Below are 20,178 nucleotides of genomic sequence, written 5' to 3' on the forward strand. Positions count from 1 at the left end.
CTAGTGACACGCCATGTCACTGGGCCAAGCCGCGTTTACCCAGCTCAACCCCCGATTTCATGACACTAGAGCAAGGTGATCTTGCGGAACACAGGGATGCCGGTCAGGAAGAAGGCGACGGTGTCCTCGCCGGACGACTCTCGCAGCGCCGCCGTGAACGCCCGCTGCTCGGCGGAGTCCTCGGCCGGGTCGAGCGGCGGCTCCAGCAGGACCAGCCGGTGAACGTCGAGGCCGGCCGCCGCGGCGTGCAGCGCGAGGAGACAGCCGGACGAGTATCCGTACAGCGACGCGGGTGCGCCGACCGCCGTGACCAGCGCGGCGAGGTCCTCGACCTCCCGTGCCGGCGCGTACGGCGGGGTGTCGGCGCTGTCGCCGCGCCCGCGGCGGTCGTAGCGGAGGACGGTGAATTCCGGGGCGAGCTGGTCGGCGAGTTCGCGGAGGGAGCTGTTGGCCCGGAAGTGGCCGGCGGCGTCGATGAGGACCAGCGGCGGCCCCGACCCGGTGCTCTCGTACGCGATGCGGGTGCCGTCCCGCGAGGTGACCGTGGGCATGAACTGAACGGTACAGTACAGTTTTGGTGTGCGGAAAGACCTGAAACGGCGGACGATCCTCGACGCCGCCCTCGCCGAGTTCCTGAAACACGGCTACGTCGGCGCCGGGATGGACCGTGTCGCCGCCCGGGCCGGCGCGTCCAAGGTGACGGTGTACGCGCACTTCGCCGACAAGCACGCCCTGTTCGAAGCGGTGTTCACCCGGGCGGTCGCCGACGCCGAACAGGCCGGCTCGGCGTTCGTCGACGCGCTCGCCGAGTCCGACGACCTGCCGCGTGACCTGGGGGCGTTCGCCCGTGAGCACATCGTCGGCGTGACCCGGCCGCACCTGATCCAGCTGCGGCGGATGCTCATCGCCGAGGCGGGCCGCTTCCCCGACCTGGCCCGCGCCTGGCACCGCGCCGCGCCCGAGCGCGCCCACGCCACCCTCGCCGGTGTCATCACGCGGCTCACCGAGCGGGGGCTGCTGCGCGCGCCCGACCCGCTGCTCGCCGCGCAGCACCTCAACTACCTGATCCTGTCGATCCCGCTGAACGAGGCGATGTTCGGCGTCCGCGACACGTTCCCCGAGGCGGACCTGCACCGCTGGGCCGACGAGGCGGTGCGGGTCTTCCTAGCGGCGTACGGGACGTAAGGATCGCCGGAGACCCCGCCGGCACCCTCGGGTGGCCCCTCGCTCCGCCGTCCCCGACTGTCCCGCGTCCCTCCCTTTGCTCTGCTTCAACGGACGCAACGGTTTTGTGCCGGAACCGGTGCGTGGGTTGAAGCAGAGCAAAGGGGCCGACGGGTATGTCGCCCGGCCGGAGAGGCGACCCGATCGGAGCGAACACGGCAGGCCGGGCCGGCGCGGAGGCGAACACGCAGGCCGGGCCGGTGCCAAGCGAGTACGGCACGCGGGGCGGACGCGGCGACCGGACCGGTGGGGCCGGCGTGGGCTACGCGCGCAGCGGGGCGTTGCAGGCGGCGACCAGCGCCTGCCGGCAGGCGGTGGTCAGTGGGCGCAACGCGGCGTCGCGCTGCTGGGCCTCGTAGTTGTTGATCGCGCCGCCGGGCGCGGCGTGCCCGGCCAGGGCGAGCACCCGGTCGAGTACGGCGGCGCGGGCGAACAGCCGGCGGGCGCGCGGGTCGAAACCGGGCGGCAGGTCGGTGGTGCCGTCGGGGCGGCGCAGCGCCTCCAGGGCTCCGGCCAGCTCGGGGCGCCACTGCGCCACGTCCAGCCGGGTCAGTGCCGCGGTGGTCTCGGCCAGCGCGGCGGCCAGCTCGGCCTCCGCCTCGGCGGCGCCGGGCAGCGCGAGCGACGCCGCCGGGGCGTCGGCGGGCAGCGGGTAGACCCGCCACAGCACCGTCTCGAACGTGTCCCCGGAGCCGGAGGTGTGCGTGCGGACCTGCGGGATCAGGCCGAGCGCGCCGGCCACCACCGCCTCGCCCGCGAGCAGCGCCGCACCGGCGAAGTCACCCGGCCCGGGCAGCCCCCGCGGGTCACCCGGGGCGGGCAGCACCAGGCGGATCTCGTCCGGCGAGAGCTTGGCGAGGGTGGGCAGGGCCTCGGGCAGCGGGACGTCGGTCCAGGTGCCGGGGGCGTCCGCGACCAGGTGCTCCTCGTCACCGGCGATGGCGTCGGCGACCTCGTCGAAGGGCACCAGCCCGGCGCGCCACGCGCGTACCCAGGCAACGAACCGGCTGGACCGGCGCGGCGCGATGGTGGCGGCGCCCGCTGCGGGGGTGGACATGCCGAAAGGGTACGTGCTGACGACCGCCCCTGTCTCGACTGCCGCCCGTGCCGTCGGTCTCCCGCGCCCTGCTCGTCCCACTCTCACCGATCATGGAGTTGTGGTGGACGTTTCTGGCGTTCCGTGGCCTTTGTCAGGCACCGCAACTTCGTGATCGACGAGGGCCGGGCGGGCGGGCGGCGTGGCGGGAGCGGGACGCGGGCACGGGTCGTTAGCGTGATCGGCATGGTGGGGCGGTACGACCAGGACGTGTTGGCGGGGGACTGGCGGCGGCGCAAGGTCACCCCGGAGGTGGACGCCGAGATCGACCTCGTGGTCGAGGACGCCGACTCGGGTTTCTGCGGGGCCGTCGTCGGTTTCGAGTCCGGCGCGGTGGTGCTGGAGGACCGGCACGGGCGGCGGCGCAACTTCCCGCTGCTGCCGGCGGCGTTCCTGCTCGACGGCCGGCCGGTGACGCTGCGCCGTCCGGCACGCCCCACGGTGCCGGCGGCCCGGCGGCGCACCGCCTCCGGCTCGATCGCTGTGGACAACGTCCGCGCCCAGGTGGCCAAGGCCAGCCGGATCTGGGTGGAGGGGATCCACGACGCCGCCCTCGTCGAACGGATCTGGGGTGACGACCTGCGCATCGAGGGCGTCGTGGTGGAGCCACTGGACGGCATCGACGCCCTCGACGCGGAGGTCCGCGACTTCGCGCCCGGCCCGGGCCGGCGGCTCGGCGTCCTCGTCGACCACCTCGTGCCGAACTCCAAGGAGAGCCGGATCGTGGCCCGGGTGACCTCCCCGTACGTGCTGGTGACCGGGCACCCCTACGTCGACGTGTGGCAGGCGGTCAAGCCGGCGGCGCTGGGCATCGCGGCGTGGCCGGTGGTGCCGCCCGGCCGGCCCTGGAAGGAGGGGGTCTGCGCCGCTCTCGGCGTGGCCGAGCCCGCCGACATGTGGCGGCACATCCTCTCCCGGGTGGACAGCTTCGCCGACGTCGAGACACCACTGATCAACGCGATGGAGCGCCTGATCGACTTCGTCACCGAGCCGGAGGACTGAGGGGCCGCCCGGCACGTCGCGGGGGCCGGCCCGGCCCTGGCGCTGAGCCGGTCCGACGCCGCCGAGACCTCACGGCTCCTCGTCCGGGCTGCGGGTGAAGACGAACGTGGCGATGTCCAGCGCCACGGCCGCGCCGGCTCCGTCGCGCAGCACCGACAGGATCTCACCGTTCTCCGGCCCGGAGCGGCCCCGCCAGCGGTCCGGCCCCTCCACGGCGAACCGGCTGACCCGCTCGCCGCGTACGGCGGCCACCAGCTCGCCGGCCTCCCAGGTGACGTCCATCGGCACGCCCATCCACCACCAGCGCCCCGCCAGCCCGGCCACCTCGTCCGGCGGCGCGGCGGCGGGTCGCCAGGGCGCCGGGGGCACCGGCTCGGCGTCCAGCACCAGGTCGAGCAGCCGCAGGGCGAGACCGCCGATCCCGCCCTTGCGGAAGCCGTACGAGTTGGCGAAGCCGACGACGGCGGTGCGGCTCGGCCGGTGCACCACGAGAGCGGCGACGTAGCCGGGCATCGAGCCGCCGTGGCCCACGTACACACGGTCGCCGCGCCGGTGGAGCTCCAGGCCGAGACCGTGCCCGCCGGTCCACGACTCCAGGTCGCTGATCACCACCGGCGCGCACATCTCGGTCACCGTCTCCGGCGTGAGCACCTCCGGGGCGGGGTCGGCGAGGAACGCCGCCCAGCGGGCCAGGTCCGCCACGGTGGACCAGAGCTGACCGGCGGGGGCCATCGCGCCGGTGTCCGTCCGGGGCTCCTCCCGCAGCGTGTCGGTCCAGGGGTGGACGACGTAGCCACGGGCGAACGGCTCGGTCGCGGCGTACGTGGTCCGGCGCATGTCGAGCGGCTCCAGGATCCGCTGCCGCAGCAGGTCCGCCCAGGCGGTGCCGGTGACCCGTTCGAGCACGCCGCCCAGCAGCCCGTAGGCCAGGTTCGAGTAGTGGTACGACCGGTGCGGCGGGTAGGCGATCTTGTCGGCGTGCAGCCCGGCGAGCAGTGCCGCCAGGTCCCCGCCCTCGGCCCGCTCCCACCAGGAGCCCACCGGCTCCCGTTGCAGGCCGCTCGCGTGGCCGAGCAGGTGCCGCAGGGTGAGCCCGCCGACCGGGGTGCCGGGCAGGTGCCGGTCGAGCGGGTCGTCCAGCGCCAGCCGGCCCGCGTCGCGCTCCTGCAGGACCAGGGTCGCCGTCATCGTCTTGCTGATCGAGCCGATGCGGTACTGGAGGTCGGCGTCCGGGCGGGGGGTGTCGCCGGCGGTGGCGAGGTGGGCGAGCGCGCCGTCCCGAACCAGGCCGATCGCGAGCGACGGCGTACGTCCGGCGGACTGCGCCTCGGCGACCAGGGTGTCGATCCGGCGGGCGGTCTCGGGCAGCAGGGACACAGGCTCTCCTCCTGGCGCGGCTGCCCGAAGCCTACTGATCACGAAATGCGTAGCACGCAGAACCGGGCGTTGGGCGTAGGGCCCGCGTGTCAGTTGTGGACGGACGGCGGGTCGTGCTCAGCTGTACGCTGGCTGGGTGTCCGCCATGGGGTTGCGGGAGGGTTCAGGTTGCTTGCTGCTGGCTGGCGGCGTCGTAGGTCAACTCGTGCTTCTGGCGGCTACGGTGGCGCCCGCTGGCGACGGTGACGTAGTACGTGGAGCAGGCCAGGGGCGTTGAATGTTGACCGGCCGTCGTTACCTGCTCGCGTTGACCGATGAGCAGGCCGCCTATGCCGAACAGGTTGGTGCGGCGTGCCGGGCAGTGTGGAACACGGCGTTGGAGCAGCGCCGTGAGTACCGTCGACGTGGGGCGTTCATCGGCTATGTGGGCCAGGCTCGGCAGATGGCTGAGGCGAAGAAGGACCCGCATTGCGCGTGGCTGGCCGACGCTCCGTCGCACGTGCTGCAGCAGACGTTGCGGGACCTGGAACGGGCCTGCAAGGCGCATGGGACGTGGAAGGTGCGGTGGCGGTCCAAGTCGCGTACCGCGCCGTCGTTCCGGTTTCCCGATCGCGAGCAGATCGTAGTGCGTCGGCTCAGTCGGCGGTGGGGTGAAGTGCGGCTGCCGAAGTTTGGAGCGGTGCGGTTCCGGTGGAGTCGGCCGCTCGGCGGCGCCGTCCGCAACGCTACCGTCTCGCGCCGCGGTGGGCGCTGGTACATCTCGTTCTGCGTTGAGGACGGCGTGGCCGAGTCGGCGCCCAACGGGAAGCCGCCAGTCGGCGTCGATCGGGGTGTAGCTGTGGCGGTGGTCACCTCCGACGGCGACCGGCACGACCGGGGGTTCGTCACCCCAGGCGAGACGGTCAGACTGAAGCGGTTGCAGCAACGCTTGTCCCGTTCGTTGCGGGTGCATGGCCGTAACCGCCGGTCGAATCGTCGCGATCGGATCCGAGGTGAGTTTGCCCGTCTCAATGCCCGTATCCGCGACCGGCGGGCTGACTTCGCAGCGCAGACCGCCGTGCAGCTCGTTCGCGACCACGGCTTGGTCGTCATGGAGGATCTGCGGATCGCGAACATGACCGCCAGCGCCAGGGGCAGCCTCGAGCAGCCCGGCCGTAACGTGCGGCAGAAGGCTGGCCTGAATCGGGCCATTCTCGCCAAGGGCTGGGGGGCGTTCCTGTCCAGATTGAGCACGCCGCCCGCTACCATGGGGCGACCATTGTCAAGGTCAACCCCGCGTACACGTCGCAAACCTGCAATGCCTGCACGCATGTCGCCCGACAGTCCCGCGAGAGCCAAGTGGTCTTCCGGTGCGTCGCCTGTGGGCACCAGGACAACGCCGACGTGAACGCGGCCAAGAACATCCTCGCCGCCGGGCTTGCGGTGATCGGGCGTGGAGACCTCGCCGCTGGGCGGTCAACGAAGCGCCAACCACCCCAACGGCTACGGCCTGAAACGCCTTAGCTACGGGGATCCCCCGGCTAAAGCCGTGGGGTGGAGGCCAACATGACAGTTCGATGACACTGGCATTCGCGTGTCACGATCGTTACGTGGACGCGGTGCTGTGGATCGTGCTCGGCGTGGTGCTCGCCATCGCCGAGATCTTCACGACGACGCTTTTTCTGATCATGTTCGCGGTCGGCGCGTTCGCCGCCGCGGGCGCCGCGGCGCTGGGTGCCCCTGTGGAGATCCAGGCGATCGTCTTCGCGGTGGTCTCGGCGCTGACCGTGCTGGGCGTCCGCCCGGCGCTGCGCCGGCGCTCCGCGCCGGCCGGCGGCGAGGAGCCGTTCGGCGTGGAGGCCATCGAGGGGTCCACCGCCCTCGTGCTGGAGCGGGTCGACACCGACCACGGCCTGGTCAAGATCGACGGCGAGTTGTGGCAGGCCCGCTCCTACGACGCCACCCAGGTCTTCGTCCCGGGCGACCGGGTGCAGGTGATCCAGGTACGCGGCGCCACCGCCCTGGTGTGGCGGGACGACCTTTCTTCCCCCGGCGAGCTACCCGACGCGAAAAGGTGAGCATATGGAACTCGTGTTCCCGGTCCTGTTGATAGCCGTGGCGGTGATCGCGGTGGTGACCCTGGCGAAGTCGGTGCGCATCGTGCCGCAGCAGCGCCAGGACGTGGTGGAGCGGCTCGGCCGCTACAAGCGCACGTTGAACCCGGGGCTCAACCTGCTGGTGCCGTTCGTCGACTCGGTGCGCACCAAGGTCGACATGAGGGAGCAGGTGGTCAGCTTCCCGCCGCAGCCCGTGATCACCTCGGACAACCTGGTCGTCTCGATCGACACGGTCCTCTACTTCAAGGTCGTCGACTCGGTCCGGGCGACGTACGAGATCTCGAACTTCCTCCAGGCCATCGAGCAGCTCACCGTCACCACGCTGCGTAACGTGATCGGCTCCCTCGACCTGGAGCGGGCGCTCACCAGCCGCGAGGAGATCAACCGGCACCTGTCCGGCGTGCTCGACGAGACCACCGGTCGGTGGGGCATCAAGGTCACCCGGGTGGAGATCAAGGCGATCGAGCCGCCGCCGAGCATCCGTGACTCGATGGAGAAGCAGATGCGCGCCGAGCGGGACCGCCGTGCCGCGATCCTCAACGCCGAGGGGCACAAGCAGTCGCAGATCCTGACCGCCGAGGGTGAGAAGCAGGCGGCGGTGCTGCGCGCCGACGGTGACCGGCAGGCGCGGATCCTCCAGGCGGAGGGCCAGGCCAAGGCGATCCGCACGGTCTTCGACGCGATCCACCAGGCGAACCCGAGCCAGAAGGTGCTCGCGTACCAGTACCTCCAGGCGCTGCCGCAGATCGCCAACGGCACCGCCAACAAGGTCTGGATCGTCCCGGCCGAGCTGACCAAGGCCCTGGAGGGCATGGGTGGCGCGTTGGGCGGGCTGAGCCAGATGGTCGGCGACGTCCCGTCGCCGGAGGCCTCCGACGGCGCGAGCCAGGTCGAGCGCGAGGCCGCCGAGGCGGCGCAGGCCGCGGCCGCCGCCGCCCAGGAGATCCACGACGAGGTACGCGTCGCCGAGGCGCAGGCCACCGGCGGCAAGGCGCCGCAGGGGCTCCCCGCGCCGGAGCCGGTCTCCCCGGCCAGCCTCCTCAGCGACCCCGCCGACCAGCGCGAACGGGGCTGATCCGGTAAACCCGGGCCAAAACCGAGAACCCCTCATGGGGCGCTCCGGCGCCTGCCACCATCGGTCCTAGGACGGGCGGTGACCAGGCCTCGGGGCGCCCCGGCGTGTCCCGCACCGCTCGTGCAGGGAGCGAGGTCACCCATGATGGATCCGGCGAAGCGGTCACGGTCCTCGGCGGCGGTGCCGGGCGCGCACGACCCCGCCGGGCCGCTGGGCACCCGGCGTACCGGCGGGGGCTTCGGGGTGCTGCCGTTCGTCGGCGACCCGCCGCCCGCGGCGCCGGCCACCAACGCCACCTGGGCCTGGTCGCTGCGACGGCTGGCCCGCGCGGCGGTGTGGCTGCTTCCCGCGTACGCGATCCTCTACGGCCTCGTGTCGATGGCCAGCGACGGCGGGATCGGCAACGACCCGTACCCGGCCGACGGGCGTCCCCTCTACCTGGTGGGGTGGGTGGTCGCGGTGTGGCTCGGGTTGCTGGCGGTGCTCGCCCTGACCGGCCTGCTCGCGGCGACCCGCAGCCGCCGCGGTGCGGTGGCCGGCCTGTTGCTGGGCCTCGCCGGCACCGTGCTCATGCTGCCGTTCGCCGGCCTGGCGGAGGAGACGCCGGTCTTCGGCACCACCGCCCGCACGCTGGTGCTCGTCGGCGCGACGTTCTACAGCCTGGCGTGGCTGTCGATCGGCTGGGCGGTGGCCCGCTCGGGCATGTTCAGCATGGGGGACGGCGCGATGCTGATGATCGCGGCGCCGCTGCTCGGCCTGGGCGGGTCGCTGATCGGCTCGTTGCAGACGTTCGGGGCGATCTTCGTGCTGATCGCCGGTATCGGCATCGGTTACCGTTCCGGCCGCCTGCTCCCGCGCGACATCATCCGCGACGCGACGAACGCCAGCGTCGCGACCTCCACCCCCGCCCCGCCCCGTTGATCATGAGGTTAGCGGCGAAGTCGATCTCCGATACTGCCGCTAACCTCATGATCAACGGACGTGCCCGCTGGGAGGGGGCTGGTTACTTACCGTGAGGTTGCTGACAACGGCCTGCTCAGGGTGGTCGGTTGGCGGCTTTCGTGGCAATCCTGGGGACCATGGCCTCCCGTACGCCGCTGGCGCGGCTGTTCACCGTGCTGCTCGCCGGCCTCGTCGCCGGTCTGATCCTGGCGGTCGCCGCGCTGCCGGGGAACCTGCTGGTCGGGTTCGCCGCCCGCGCGGCCCTCGGGGGCTACTCGGCGCTGCCCGACGCGCTGCGCACCCCGGCCACGCCGCAGCGCTCCTACCTCTACGCCAACGACGGCAAGACGTTGATCACCACGTTCTACGACGTCAACCGCACGGACGTGCCCCTCGACGAGATCGCGCCGGTGATGCGGCAGGCCATCGTCGCGGCCGAGGACCGCCGCTTCTACAGCCACGGCGGCGTCGACCTGCGGGGCATGGCCCGCGCCCTGGTCGCCAACGTCCGCGGCGGCGAGACCGCGCAGGGCGGCTCCACGCTGACCATGCAGTACGTCCGCAACGTCCTCAAGAACGACCCCGGCCGCACCGCCGAGCAGCGCGCCGCGGCCACCGAGCAGACCGTCGAGCGGAAGCTCCAGGAGATCCGGTACGCGAACGCGCTGGAGGACAGCCTCAGCAAGGACGAGATCCTCAACCGCTACCTGAACATCGCGTACTTCGGGTCCGGGTCGTACGGCATCGCGGCGGCCAGCCAGCGCTATTTCGCCAAGGCGCCGGCCGACCTGACCCTGGCCGAGGCGGCCCTGCTCGCCGGGCTGGTGCAGTCGCCCGAGGCGTACAGCCCGATCGACGGCGACGCCGACGCGGCGCTGGACCGGCGGGCGTACGTGCTCGACGCGATGGTCGGCACCGGCGCGGCCACCGCCGACCAGGCCGCGACCGCCAAGGCCGAGAAGCTCACGTTGCGCCCCACCGCCCAGCCCAACGGCTGCACCGCCCCGGCCGGCGGACACGACGACTGGGGCTTCTTCTGCGACTACCTGCGCCAGTGGTGGCTCACCCAGCCGGCCTTCGGCGCGACCGTCGAGGAGCGGGAGCAGGCGCTGCGCCGCGGCGGCTACACCGTCGTCACCTCGCTGGACCCGCAGGTCCAGGCCACCGCCCAGCAGCAGGCGACCAGCGTCTACGGGTACGACAACAAGCGCGCCCTGCCGATCGCCGCCGTCGAGCCGGGCACCGGCCGCGTCCTCGCCCTGGCGGTCAACCGGCACTACAGCCTCGACGCGAACCCGGACGGGCAGGTCAACCACCCGAACACCGTCAACCCGCTGATCTCCGGCGGCGGCAGCGTCGCCGGGTACCAGGCGGGTTCGACGTTCAAGCTGTTCACCATGCTCGCCGCCCTGGAGGCCGGCAAGCCGCTGTCCACCGGCTTCGACGCGCCGAGCCGCCTGCCCACCCGGTACGCCGCCGACGGCGAGGGCTCCTGCGACGGCCGGTGGTGCCCGGCCAACGCCAACCCGGAGTGGATGGACGGGTACCGGATGATGTGGGACGGCTTCGGCCGCTCGGTGAACACGTACTTCGTGTGGCTCGCCGAGCAGGTCGGGCCGGAGAAGGTGGTCGAGATGGCGCAGCGCCTCGGCATCACCTTCCGCGCCGACGCCGACGCCACCTTCGCCGAGAACAACGCCGAGAACTGGGGCGCCTTCACCCTGGGCGTCGCCTCCACCACCCCGCTCGACCTGGCCAACGCGTACGCCACCGTGGCCGCGGAGGGCACGTACTGCAAGCCGCTGCCGGTGGTCTCGGTGACCGCGGCGGACGGCTCGACGGTGTCGGTCGAGCCGTCCTGCAAGCGGGTGCTCGACGCCGACGTCGCGCGGGCCGCCACCGACGCCGCCCGCTGCCCGGTCGGCCAGCAGTCCCCGTTCGGCCAGTGCAACGGCGGCACCGCCACCTCGGTGACCCGGATCCTCGACGGCCGCCCGGTCGCCGGCAAGACCGGTAGCTCCGAGGGCAACGCCACCGAGACGTTCGTCGGCTTCACCCCGCAGGTCGCGGTGGCCGGCATCGCCGCCAACCCCGACGACACGACCGACGCCGTCGGCGGCCCGGTGCAGGCGAAGGTGATCGACGCGGTGGCCCGGGTGATCGCCACCGCAGTGGCGGGCCAGCCCGAGAAGGCGTTCGCCGCGCCCAGCCCGGCGCTGGTCGGCGACCCGCAGCGCCCGACCGAGCGTCCCGAGCCGGACGACCGCCGCCCGCAGCGCGACGACCGCCGCGAGGACCGCACCGAGGACCCGCTGGAGGAATTCCGCCGCTGGCTCGACCGCCGCGGCTGAGGTGTAAGGAAGGGCCCCTTGTTAACGCCTGGCGTTGTACAAGGGGCCCTTCTTAACGAGCCGGCGCGGTGCCCGTCGGCGGTCGGGCGAGGGCGGGGCTTTTCATGCCCGATTGGCGGGCGCCCGATGTGGACCCGCGGCGATAGCCTGGCCCGATGTATCCGGACGACCCGACCCAGCATCAGCAGCAGCCCGTTCCGCCGCAAGCCGGCTCGTACCCGCCGCCGATGGGGGGCCCGCAGTACCCGCCGCCGCAGGCGTCCGGCCCGTACCCGCCCCAGGCGTACCCCCCGCCGATCGGCTACCACCAGACCACCGTGGCTTCAGGCGGGATTCCCGGCTGGATGCACGTCCTCTACGCCGTCGGCGGCCTGTTCACCTGCGGCATCGCCTGGGTGATCTGGCCGATCCACTGGTGGTTCGCCCAGTCGAAGAGTCGCTCGACGACGACGGTGACCCAGGTCGCGCCGCCCCCGCAGCAGTACCCGCCGCAGCAGTACCCGCCGCAGTAGGGCAGCCGGGCCGATGGACCGCAGCCGGGGCGGCCCTCGAACGGGCGCTTCATCATTGTCCAGCCCTCGCCCCGGTTAGCGGGCTCCTCGTGTGCAGCGCCCTCCCAGCGTCCGTTGCGCTCGGTGAACCGAGGCGGGCCGCCGTCGACCGATGGGGCACTACCGGCGCGGTCGCCTGCCGGGGTGTCGGGTCGCCAGGTCGAGCAGTCGGCGAACCCGGTACGACAGGACGCGACCCTGCCCGAGGGACAGCACGACCTCGGTGCCGGTGTCGCCGTCGACGACCGTGAGAGTCAGCGCCGGCTCCAGGGCCGGAGCGAGGCACCGGGTGAGGGCCAGATAGGCGATGGCCGCCTCCGGCTGGCCGACGCTGATCGGCAGTTGGACGGACCGGTGCTGGCCACGGGTGGTGCAGCCGGCCCGGTCGCACCACGGCGGATGGCCCGGGTCGTGCCGGTCACCCAACTGGCCGGTGGGGTAGACGTGCACGTGTCCGCAGGGCCGGGTGATGTCCGGCGCGAGGGGTACGGGATGCCCCTGGAGTCCGGCCCGGCCGATTTCGGCGAGGGCGTCATCGGTGTGGACATCGCAGGTGTACGCGTTCGCGTCGAGGGAGTCGGCCGAGTAGACCTCGATCCGCGTCGACGCCGCGCTTCCACAGATCGGGAGTGCGATGGGCAGGGCGTGCGGCTCGACCTCGCCGTCCATCATGTTCTCCTCTCCGATGCGGCGGCGCCGGATCGGCCGGGGGACGGACCGATCCGGCGCCGCACGCGCACAGTCTGGTGAGGACACCGTTACGCTCGGAAGCTTCGGCAGGTCGCCGGGGAGCCTGGCCACTCTGCCGGAGAACGGCCGCGAATCGCGGCGGGTCGGCGTAGAGGGGATCGAGAACCGATGAGCGTGTCCGCGTCGGAGTTCCTGCTGGCCGAACTGCGCCGCCAGCGCACCCTGGCCGGGCTCACCCAGGACGAGTTGGGCGAGCGGGCGCACTTCTCCGGCAAGCAGGTCAGCGCCGTGGAGTTGGGCACCCGGCCGCCCCGGGAGGACTACCTCGCCGCGATCGACAAGGCGCTCGACACCGGCGGGCTGTTCGTCCGGCTCTGGTCCGACCTGGTCAAGGACGACGCCGCCCCGGTCTGGCTGCGCGAATGGATCGAGTTCGAACGGGAAGCGGTCCCGCTCCGCTGGTACGAACCGGCCTTCGTGCCGGGTCTGCTCCAGACCGAGGAGTACGCCCGGGCGATCTTCCGGGCGGCCGGGCGGATGACCGCCGACGAGATCGAGCAGGGCGTCGCGTCCCGGCTGAGCCGGCAGTCCATATTGACCGCCGAGCGGCCTCCGCACCTAACGGTGGTCCTCGACGGCGCGGCCCTCCACCGGCCGGTCGACGGGCCGCCCGGCATGCTGGCAGCACAGTTCGCGCACCTGGCCGCCTGTGCCGATCAGCCGCACGTCCAGATTCAGGTGGTGCCCGCCGACACGCCCGTCTACCCGGGGCTACAGGGTGGCTTCATCCTGGCCACGCTTCCGGACGGCTCGACGGCGGCGCATCTCGACCACCAGGTGCGGGCGCAGGTCGTCGACAAATGCGAGGACATTGCTACGCTCCAGAAGACGTGGGAGGCGATTCACGGACAGGCGTTGTCCTGCCGGCAGTCCCTCCACCTGCTCACGGAAGCGGCACAGCGATGGACGTGACCCGCGCGCTCTGGCGCACGTCGACCCGATCCGGCACCAACGGTGGGTCCTGTGTGGAGGTTGCCGACAATCTGCCGGGTGTGGTGCTGGTGCGCGACTCCAAGGACCGCGACGGCGGGACGCTGCGCTTCGAGCCGTACGCCTGGGGGGTCTTCGTCGCCGCGGTGAAGCGCGACTGACCGACGGCGGTCAACCCCGGCGCGGCTTGTACGCGGCGACCGTCGCGGGCAGGCCCCGCCGGAGGATGCCCGCCCAGTCGGTGTCGCCGCGCAAGAGCGCCCCGGCGGTCTTGCGGGCCTGGTCGGCGGTGAAGTGCGGGGGCAGCATCAGCTCGGCGGGGTCCACCAGCGCGTTGATCACGGTCGGCCGGTCGGCGGTCAACGCCCGCTCCCAGACCGCCGGGATCTGGTCGGGGGAGTCGACGAGTTCGCCGCCGAGTCCGAGCACCTCCGCCCACCGGTGGTAGCCGATGTCGGGCAGTTGCTGGCTGTCGGGGAACATCGGCGTGCCCTCGGTGGACCGCTGCTCCCAGCTGACGAACGCCAGGTCCCGGTTGTTGAGCACCAGGACGACGAAGCGCGGGTCGGGCCAGCCGCGCCAGTACTTGGCCACGGTGATCAGCTCGTTGACGCCGTTCATCTGCATCGCGCCGTCGCCGATCAGCGCGACGAGCGGGCGGTCCGGGTGGGCGAACTTGGCGGCGAGGGCGTACGGCATGGCGCCGCCCATGGACAGCAGCGTGCCGGACAGGCTGGCCAGCATCCCGGGGCGGACCTGGACGTGGCGCGCGTACCAGGCGGTCGCGGTTCCGCAGTCGACGGCCAGCATCACGTCGTCGGGCAGCCGGTCGCTCAGGGCGGCGAAGAGCAGTTGCGGGTTGACCGGGTCGGCGGGCTGCTGGGCGAGGTCGCGCTGCGCCTGCCGCCACGCCGCCGTCTCCCGGGTGATCGTCTCCCGCCACCTCGTCGGTCCGGGCCCCGGGCCCAGCTCCCGCAGCAGCGCCCGCAGGGTGGGTGCGGCGTCGCCGGTCAGGTTCACCTCGGTCGGGTAGCGCAGCCCCATCAGCGTGCCGTCCCGGTCGATCTGCACCGCCCGTGCCTGCCCGGGCGGCGGATAGAACTCGGAGTACGGCATGTTGCTGCCGACGATGAGCAGCCGGTCGCAGTGGTTCATCAGGTGCCAGCTCGGCCGGGTGCCGAGCAGGCCGATCGCGCCGGTGACCCAGGGCTCACGGTGGTCGACGGCGGCGAATCCCAGCAGGGCGGTCGCGACGCCCGCACCGAGCCGGTGGGCGACCTCGCGTACCTCGGTCTCGGCGCCGAGCGCGCCCTGCCCGACGAGCATCGCCACCCGCTCGCCGCTGCCCAGCACCTCGGCGGCGCGGCGGACGTCGGCCTCCGGCGGCACGGTCGGGCCGGTGCTCGGCACGCTGCTGGTGTGGTAGTAGCCGTGCGCGTGCGGTGGGTCCGGCACCGCCGGCTTGTCCTGCAGGTCGAGGGGGAGGACCAGGGCGGTGACGGTACGGCGGTCGAGCGCCGTCCGGCAGGCCCGGTCCACCAGGTGGCGGACCTGGGCGGGGTGGTCGACCTGCGCGAGGAACGCCGCGGCGACGTCCTTGTAGAGGGCGAGCAGGTCGACCTCCTGGTAGTAGCCGCCGCCCTCGGCGGTGAGCGCGGTGTGACCGAGCAGCGCGACGACCGGCTGGTGGTCGAGTTTGGCGTCGTACAGGCCGTTGAGGACGTGGATCGCGCCGGGACCGCTGGTCACGAGGATGCAGCCGAGCGGGCCGCCGCCGTACTTGACGTGCGCCGACGCCGCGAAGCCGGCGGTTTCCTCGTGCCGGACCTGCACGAAGTGCGCCTGTTCGTGGGTGCGTTGCAGGGCCGAGGTCATGCCGTTGATGCCGTCGCCCGGATAGCCGAAGTACCGGCGCACGCCCCAGCAGGCCATCCGCTGCACGATGTGGTCCGCGACCGTGGCGTCGCGGGGCAGGGGCCACGGGGCGGCCGGGATGTACCTGTCGCCGTCCATGCTCACCTGATCGGTCCCTCCGCTCGCGCCTGCGGCGGGCGGGTTCCCGGAGCGGACCGGACGAAACGCCACGAAAGGGTGGCGCCCGGTGCGGGGAGGGGGGAACCCGCACCGGGCGCCGGCCCGGTCAGCTCGCCGAGCAGGCCGGGGGCAGGGTGCCGGCGTTGCCGTTGCCCTGGAACCCGAACTCGGTGGTCTGGCCGGAGCCCAGCCGGCCGTTGTAGCTCACGTTGGTGAACCGGACCGCCCCGCTGTTGGCGCTCGGTGTGGCGTTCCACGTGTTGACCAGCGAGACGCCGCCGGGAAGCGTCAGGTTGACCGCCCAGCCGTTGGTGCCGGCGGAGCCGGCCGTGACCCGTACGGTGGCGACGAAGCCGCCGGTCCAGGTCTGCAGCGACACCGTCGCCGAGCAGCCGCCGGGACCGGGCGGGGGCGTGCTGGGCGGCGGCGTCGACGGCGGCGGGGTCGTCGGCGGCGGCGTGGTGCTGGGCGGCGGCGTGGCGCCGCCGTTGAGGGCGTTCAGCACCGCGGTGTACGCGGGCTTCTTGTTGCCGCTGCCGTCGAAGAGCAGCGGGTTCTGCGAGGCCCGCCACGAGTCGGTGTCCCGGATGCCCCAGACCGTGATGCCGTTGCAGCGGGCGACGGCGAGGCAGTCCTCGACGACCCGGCGGTAGGTGTCCGCCGACGCCCCCTCGATGTCCAGTTCGGTGATCTGCACGTCGACGCCGAGCGCGGCGAAGCTGGACAGCGTGGTGCGGTAGTTGCTCGGGTACGGCGACTGGTTGTTGAAGTGCGACTGGAGGCCGACGCAGTCGATCGGCACGCCGCGCTGCTTGAAGTCCTGGACCATGCGGTAGACGGCCTGCGTCTTCGCGTGCGTCCAGTCGTCGGTGTTGTAGTCGTTGTAGCAGAGCTTCGCGTTCGGGTCCGCGGCCCGCGCGGCGCGGAACGCCGCCTCGATCCAGTCGTTGCCGGTGCGCTGGAGGTTCGAGTCGCGGCGGGCGCCGGTGGAGCCGTCGGCGAACGCCTCGTTCACCACGTCCCAGGAATCGATCTTGCCGCGGTAGTAGGTGGCCATGTGGGTGACGTGGTTGAGCATCGCCTGGCGCAGCGCGGTGCCGGACATGTTCTGCATCCAGCCCGGCTGCTGCGAGTGCCAGGCCAGGGTGTGGCCCCGCACCTTCATGCCGTTCGACCGGGCGTGGTTGACGATGCGGTCGGCGTTGGTGAAGGTGAACTGCCCCTGCTGCGGCTCGGTCGCGTCGATCTTCATCTCGTTCTCGGGCGTGACCGAGTTGAACTCGCGGTTCAGGATGCCCACGTACGTACTGTCGGACAGCTTGTTCGCCGCGACCGCGGCACCGAAGTAGCGGCCCTTCTCGGCGGCGGACGCGCCGAGTGTCGTGCCGGCGCTGGCCGTCGGGGCGAGGGCGACGGTCGCGCCGACCAGGGCGCCCGTGACCGCTGCGGTCAGGGCGAGGAGTCGGGCGGCGCGGGCCCGGCTCGGTCGGTCCGCACGGGGGACCGGTGGGTTGCTCATGGCGAAATGCCTTCCGGGAGGTCGGATGGTGGGTGCGGGGTTCCGCCGGCGCTGCCCATCCGCGCCGGGCGCGACCCGCCGCAGGCTGCCCGGGTGCCTGCGAGTATTCCGATGGGGTGCCCATCCGCGCGGATCGATGCTAACGGAATGTTTCCGGAAAGCTCAACCTCGATGTCCGGGGCGGCGTCGGCCGACCAAGATGCTCAACCTGATCGATGCCGTGCCGGCCCCTCAGGGCCTTCCGGTAACCGGCCGGCGGGCGGCGTCTGCGGGAGGCGGCGGGCCGTCCGGCAGAATCGTCGGGTGCCCGTCCACCTCATCACCGACCCCGACGACGATCGGATCGGCGACTACCGCGCCCTCACCGACGTGGAGCTGCGGACCCGCTGGGAGCCACCGCACGGCCTGTTCATCGCCGAAGGCGAACTGGTGCTCCGCCGCGCGCTGCGCGCCGGCTACCCGGTCCGGTCGTACCTGGTGGACGCCAAACGAACCGACCAGCTCGCCGACCTGGACACCGGGGACGCGCCGATCTACGCCGCGACGCCGGACGTCCTGCAACAGGCCACCGGCTTCCACGTCCACCGGGGAGTGCTGGCGTCGTTCCGGCGTCGCCCCCTGCCACCGGCGGCCGAGGTGCTCGCCGCCGCCCGCCGCGTCGTGATCCTGGAGGACGTCAACAACCACACCAACCTCGGCGCGATCTTCCGGGCGGTCGCGGGTCTCGGCGTCGACGCGGTGCTGCTCTCGCCGACCTGCGCCGACCCGCTCTACCGGCGCAGCGTCCGGGTCAGCATGGGCGAGGTGTTCGCCGTGCCGTACGCCAAACTCGACCCCTGGCCGGACGCGCTCGCCCAGGTGCGGGCGGCCGGCTTCACCGTGCTGGCGATGACCCCCGCCCCGGACGCGGTGCCGATCCAGCACCTCGACGCCGGCCAGCGGGCCCGGGCGGCCCTGCTGCTCGGTGCGGAGGGCGCCGGCCTGACCCGGGCGGCCATGGACGCCAGTGACGTCCGCGTGGTGATCCCGATGCGGCGTGGCGTCGACTCGCTCAACGTCGCCGCCGCCACCGCCGTCGCCTGCTGGGAACTCGGCCGCGACGACCCGCTCTGACCGGACCACCGCCACCGCACCGGCACGGTGGTGCCGCGGCCACTCCGTCCGTGACCGGGCGGACCACCGGGGGTGAGCGTTGCGAGGTCACTCACGGTAGCGTGTCGGCCGTGTTCCCTACCGTCCGTGAGGTGCTTGCGCTGGAGCCGGTGCGGCACGGCGCGCCGCGTCTGGTCGCGGGCGACGCCGGGCTGGACCGGCCGGTCCGCTGGGTGCACGTGGCGGAGGTACCCGACATCGCCACCCTGCTCGGCGGTGGGGAACTGGTGCTGACCACCGGGATCGGGCTACCGGCCGACGACACCGGACTGCGGGCGTTCATCGGCGACCTGGCCGACGTCGGGGTGTCCGGCCTCGTCGTCGAGCTGGGCCGCCGGTACCTCAGCGGGGTACCCCGCGTGATGGCGGCCGCCGCCGAGCGGCGCGGGCTGCCCCTGGTCGAGCTGCGGCGCGCCACCCCGTTCGTGCGGATCACCGAGGCCGTGCACGCGCTGATCGTCGACGCGCAGCTCACCGAGCTGCGGGCCACCGAGGAGATCCACCAGCGGTTCACCGAACTGTCCGTCGAGGGCGCCGGTCCGGGCGAGGTGGTCCGGCAGGCCGCCGAGCTGTCCGGATGCCCGGTGGTGCTGGAGAACCTGTCCCGGCAGGTGCTCGCGTACGACCCGGCGGGGGAGAGCGCCGAACTGCTGCTCGACGGCTGGGAGCAGCACTCGCGGCGGATCCGGCCGGCCGGGCGGACCGCGTACGACACGGACAGCGGCTGGCTGGTGACCATGGTCGGAGCCCGCGGGCAGGACTGGGGGCGGCTGCTGCTGCGCTGGCCCGGCGACGGCGAACTGACCACCCGTGGCCCGCGCCGGCCGCCGGAGTCCGGGCGGGACGCGCCCACCGGCGGGGCCCGACCCGGCGAGCCGGCGGCCGGCGCGGGCACCCCGGACAGCCCGCCGACCCGGCTGACCATCCTCGTGGAGCGGGCGGCGTCGACCCTGGCGCTGGGGCGGCTCATCCGCCGCGACGCCGAAGGCCTGGAGCGGCAGCTGCACCGCACCCTGCTCACCGCTCTGCTCGACCACTCCCGGCCGGTGGACGAGGTGGCGCTGCGGGCGCGGGCTCTCGGCGTGGTGCTGGAACGGCGGCACCTGGTGGGCGTGGTCGTCCGGTACCGGACCGACGACCCGGCCGGCGACGGTGGCCACGAATCGGCCGGCGAACCTGGCCTCGCCCCGGGCGCGCCGGAGGCCGGGCCGGCCCGGCTGCGGGACCTCGCCGAGGCGGTCGGGCACGCCGTCCGCGAAGCGAAGCTCACCGCGCTGACCAGCGCCCTCGACGACCAGGCCGTGGGGGCGCTGCTCGCCCTGCCGGACGCGTCGTTCGAGGAGCGGGCGCTCGCCACCTTCGCCGCCGCCCTGCGCCGCACCCGCCCGGACGCGCACGTGCCCCGGCCGGCCGAGCCCTCCCGTGCCGCGCCCGGTCCGGACGAGGAGACCCGTGGCGGCGGTGTGCCGGCACCCCGTGAGGCGTCGGGCGTGGGGGGCGTGCCGCGGGGCGGTGCCGCGCCCGTGCGGCTGGTGCCGTCCGCCGCCGTCGTCATCGCCGCCGGCTCGGGCGTGGGCAGCCTGCGGGAGGCGCGGCGGTCGCTGGTCGAGGCGCGCCAGATCGCCGACGCCGCCCGGCGCGACCGCCGGGACCTGCCGGTCTTCCGGCTGCCGAACGTGGGACTCGCCGGCCTGCTGCACCTGCTGCGGGACGAGCCCCGGGTGCAGACGTTCGTCGAGCGCGAGCTGGGGGCCCTGCTCGCGTACGACGCCCAGCACCCCCGCGAGCAGCTGCTGGGCACGCTGCGCGCGTACCTGGAGCAGGGCCGCAACAAGTCGGCGAGCGCTGCGGCCGCGCACCTGTCCCGCCCGGCGTTCTACGAGCGCCTGGCCCGGATCGGCCGCATCCTCGACGTCGACCTGGACTCGGTCGACGCCTGCCTCTCCCTGCACGTGGCCCTACTTGCCCTGGACGCCATCCGCACCCCCTGATACGAAAATCGGGCGGTCGTGGTGATCAGGTCAGGCTGCTTGTGCGGGGTGGACCGTGACTTGGTAGCCGAGTTGGTGGAGTTGGTCG

At 73.0% G+C, this 20,178-nt stretch carries 18 protein-coding genes and 1 pseudogene; 13 read left to right on the forward strand and 6 right to left on the reverse strand.

Annotated features, from left to right (window positions below; genetic code table 11):
• Nucleotides 1-65 precede the first annotated feature (65 nt).
• Entirely contained in the window at nt 66-551 is a 486-nt protein-coding gene (locus AB0873_RS29490; RefSeq protein ID WP_366603802.1) for an alpha/beta hydrolase, read from the reverse strand.
• A 28-nt stretch (nt 552-579) separates the two neighbouring features.
• On the opposite strand from AB0873_RS29490, the gene AB0873_RS29495 reads away from it, so the two are divergent.
• Nucleotides 580-1,185, forward strand: coding sequence for a TetR/AcrR family transcriptional regulator (locus tag AB0873_RS29495; protein ID WP_155331298.1), 606 nt, complete (start codon nt 580-582; stop codon nt 1,183-1,185).
• Nucleotides 1,186-1,486: 301 nt separating this feature from the next.
• Here the strand turns inward: AB0873_RS29495 and AB0873_RS29500 are convergent, their stop codons facing one another.
• Complete coding sequence (locus AB0873_RS29500) at nt 1,487-2,281, reverse strand: hypothetical protein (protein WP_155331299.1); 795 nt, start codon at nt 2,279-2,281, stop codon at nt 1,487-1,489.
• Nucleotides 2,282-2,506: 225 nt separating this feature from the next.
• Between AB0873_RS29500 and AB0873_RS29505 the strand changes: the two genes are divergently transcribed.
• Complete coding sequence (locus AB0873_RS29505; protein WP_155331300.1) at nt 2,507-3,322, forward strand: DUF3097 domain-containing protein; 816 nt, start codon at nt 2,507-2,509, stop codon at nt 3,320-3,322.
• 69 nt (nt 3,323-3,391) lie between these two features.
• Here the strand turns inward: AB0873_RS29505 and AB0873_RS29510 are convergent, their stop codons facing one another.
• Nucleotides 3,392-4,699, reverse strand: coding sequence for a serine hydrolase domain-containing protein (locus AB0873_RS29510; RefSeq protein ID WP_366603804.1), 1,308 nt, complete (start codon nt 4,697-4,699; stop codon nt 3,392-3,394).
• Between the two features lie 277 nt (nt 4,700-4,976).
• Between AB0873_RS29510 and AB0873_RS29515 the strand changes: the two are divergent.
• From AB0873_RS29515 to AB0873_RS29545, 7 genes and pseudogenes are all read left to right on the forward strand, one after another.
• Nucleotides 4,977-5,918, forward strand: a pseudogene (locus tag AB0873_RS29515) (transposase); the annotation flags it as partial.
• Nucleotides 5,919-5,956: 38 nt separating this feature from the next.
• Nucleotides 5,957-6,202 carry a zinc ribbon domain-containing protein gene (locus AB0873_RS29520; protein WP_366603821.1) on the forward strand — a complete coding sequence of 82 codons (246 nt, stop codon included), beginning with the start codon at nt 5,957-5,959 and terminating at the stop codon, nt 6,200-6,202.
• Between the two features lie 86 nt (nt 6,203-6,288).
• Nucleotides 6,289-6,756 (forward strand): NfeD family protein, encoded by a 468-nt coding sequence (locus AB0873_RS29525; protein WP_366603806.1) that lies wholly within the window; start codon nt 6,289-6,291, stop codon nt 6,754-6,756.
• 4 nt (nt 6,757-6,760) lie between these two features.
• The gene (locus AB0873_RS29530) at nt 6,761-7,870 is read left to right on the forward strand and encodes an SPFH domain-containing protein (protein WP_155331304.1); all 1,110 of its coding nucleotides are present in this window, start codon (nt 6,761-6,763) and stop codon (nt 7,868-7,870) included.
• Nucleotides 7,871-8,011: 141 nt separating this feature from the next.
• On the forward strand, nt 8,012-8,791 hold the full coding sequence (locus AB0873_RS29535; protein ID WP_366603808.1) for a hypothetical protein: 780 nt from the start codon (nt 8,012-8,014) through the stop codon (nt 8,789-8,791).
• 158 nt (nt 8,792-8,949) lie between these two features.
• Nucleotides 8,950-11,163 carry a transglycosylase domain-containing protein gene (locus AB0873_RS29540; protein ID WP_366603810.1) on the forward strand — a complete coding sequence of 738 codons (2,214 nt, stop codon included), beginning with the start codon at nt 8,950-8,952 and terminating at the stop codon, nt 11,161-11,163.
• Between the two features lie 155 nt (nt 11,164-11,318).
• Nucleotides 11,319-11,675, forward strand: coding sequence for a hypothetical protein (locus AB0873_RS29545; protein WP_155331307.1), 357 nt, complete (start codon nt 11,319-11,321; stop codon nt 11,673-11,675).
• A gap of 159 nt (nt 11,676-11,834) precedes the next feature.
• Here AB0873_RS29545 and AB0873_RS29550 read toward each other — a convergent pair whose 3' ends face one another.
• Nucleotides 11,835-12,383 (reverse strand): hypothetical protein, encoded by a 549-nt coding sequence (locus tag AB0873_RS29550; protein WP_366603812.1) that lies wholly within the window; start codon nt 12,381-12,383, stop codon nt 11,835-11,837.
• Nucleotides 12,384-12,572: 189 nt separating this feature from the next.
• Between AB0873_RS29550 and AB0873_RS29555 the strand changes: the two genes are divergently transcribed.
• Nucleotides 12,573-13,376, forward strand: coding sequence for a helix-turn-helix transcriptional regulator (locus AB0873_RS29555; RefSeq protein ID WP_366603814.1), 804 nt, complete (start codon nt 12,573-12,575; stop codon nt 13,374-13,376).
• Nucleotides 13,373-13,555, forward strand: coding sequence for a DUF397 domain-containing protein (locus AB0873_RS29560; protein ID WP_366603823.1), 183 nt, complete (start codon nt 13,373-13,375; stop codon nt 13,553-13,555). The genes AB0873_RS29555 and AB0873_RS29560 overlap by 4 nt, the downstream gene beginning before the upstream one ends.
• A 10-nt stretch (nt 13,556-13,565) precedes the next feature.
• On the opposite strand, the gene AB0873_RS29565 is transcribed toward AB0873_RS29560, so the two are convergent.
• The gene (locus AB0873_RS29565) at nt 13,566-15,407 is read right to left on the reverse strand and encodes a thiamine pyrophosphate-requiring protein (RefSeq protein WP_155334136.1); all 1,842 of its coding nucleotides are present in this window, start codon (nt 15,405-15,407) and stop codon (nt 13,566-13,568) included.
• 127 nt (nt 15,408-15,534) lie between these two features.
• On the reverse strand, nt 15,535-16,947 hold the full coding sequence (locus AB0873_RS29570; protein WP_366603816.1) for an endo-1,4-beta-xylanase: 1,413 nt from the start codon (nt 16,945-16,947) through the stop codon (nt 15,535-15,537).
• 303 nt (nt 16,948-17,250) lie between these two features.
• Here AB0873_RS29570 and AB0873_RS29575 point away from each other — a divergent pair, with 303 nt between their 5' ends.
• Nucleotides 17,251-18,060 (forward strand): RNA methyltransferase, encoded by an 810-nt coding sequence (locus AB0873_RS29575; protein WP_366603818.1) that lies wholly within the window; start codon nt 17,251-17,253, stop codon nt 18,058-18,060.
• A 101-nt stretch (nt 18,061-18,161) separates the two neighbouring features.
• On the forward strand, nt 18,162-20,090 hold the full coding sequence (locus AB0873_RS29580; protein WP_366603819.1) for a PucR family transcriptional regulator ligand-binding domain-containing protein: 1,929 nt from the start codon (nt 18,162-18,164) through the stop codon (nt 20,088-20,090).
• Nucleotides 20,091-20,178 lie beyond the last annotated feature (88 nt).

The organism is Micromonospora sp. NPDC047707 (assembly GCF_040704235.1).
In the GTDB taxonomy this organism is placed as follows: Bacteria; Actinomycetota; Actinomycetes; order Mycobacteriales; family Micromonosporaceae; genus Micromonospora.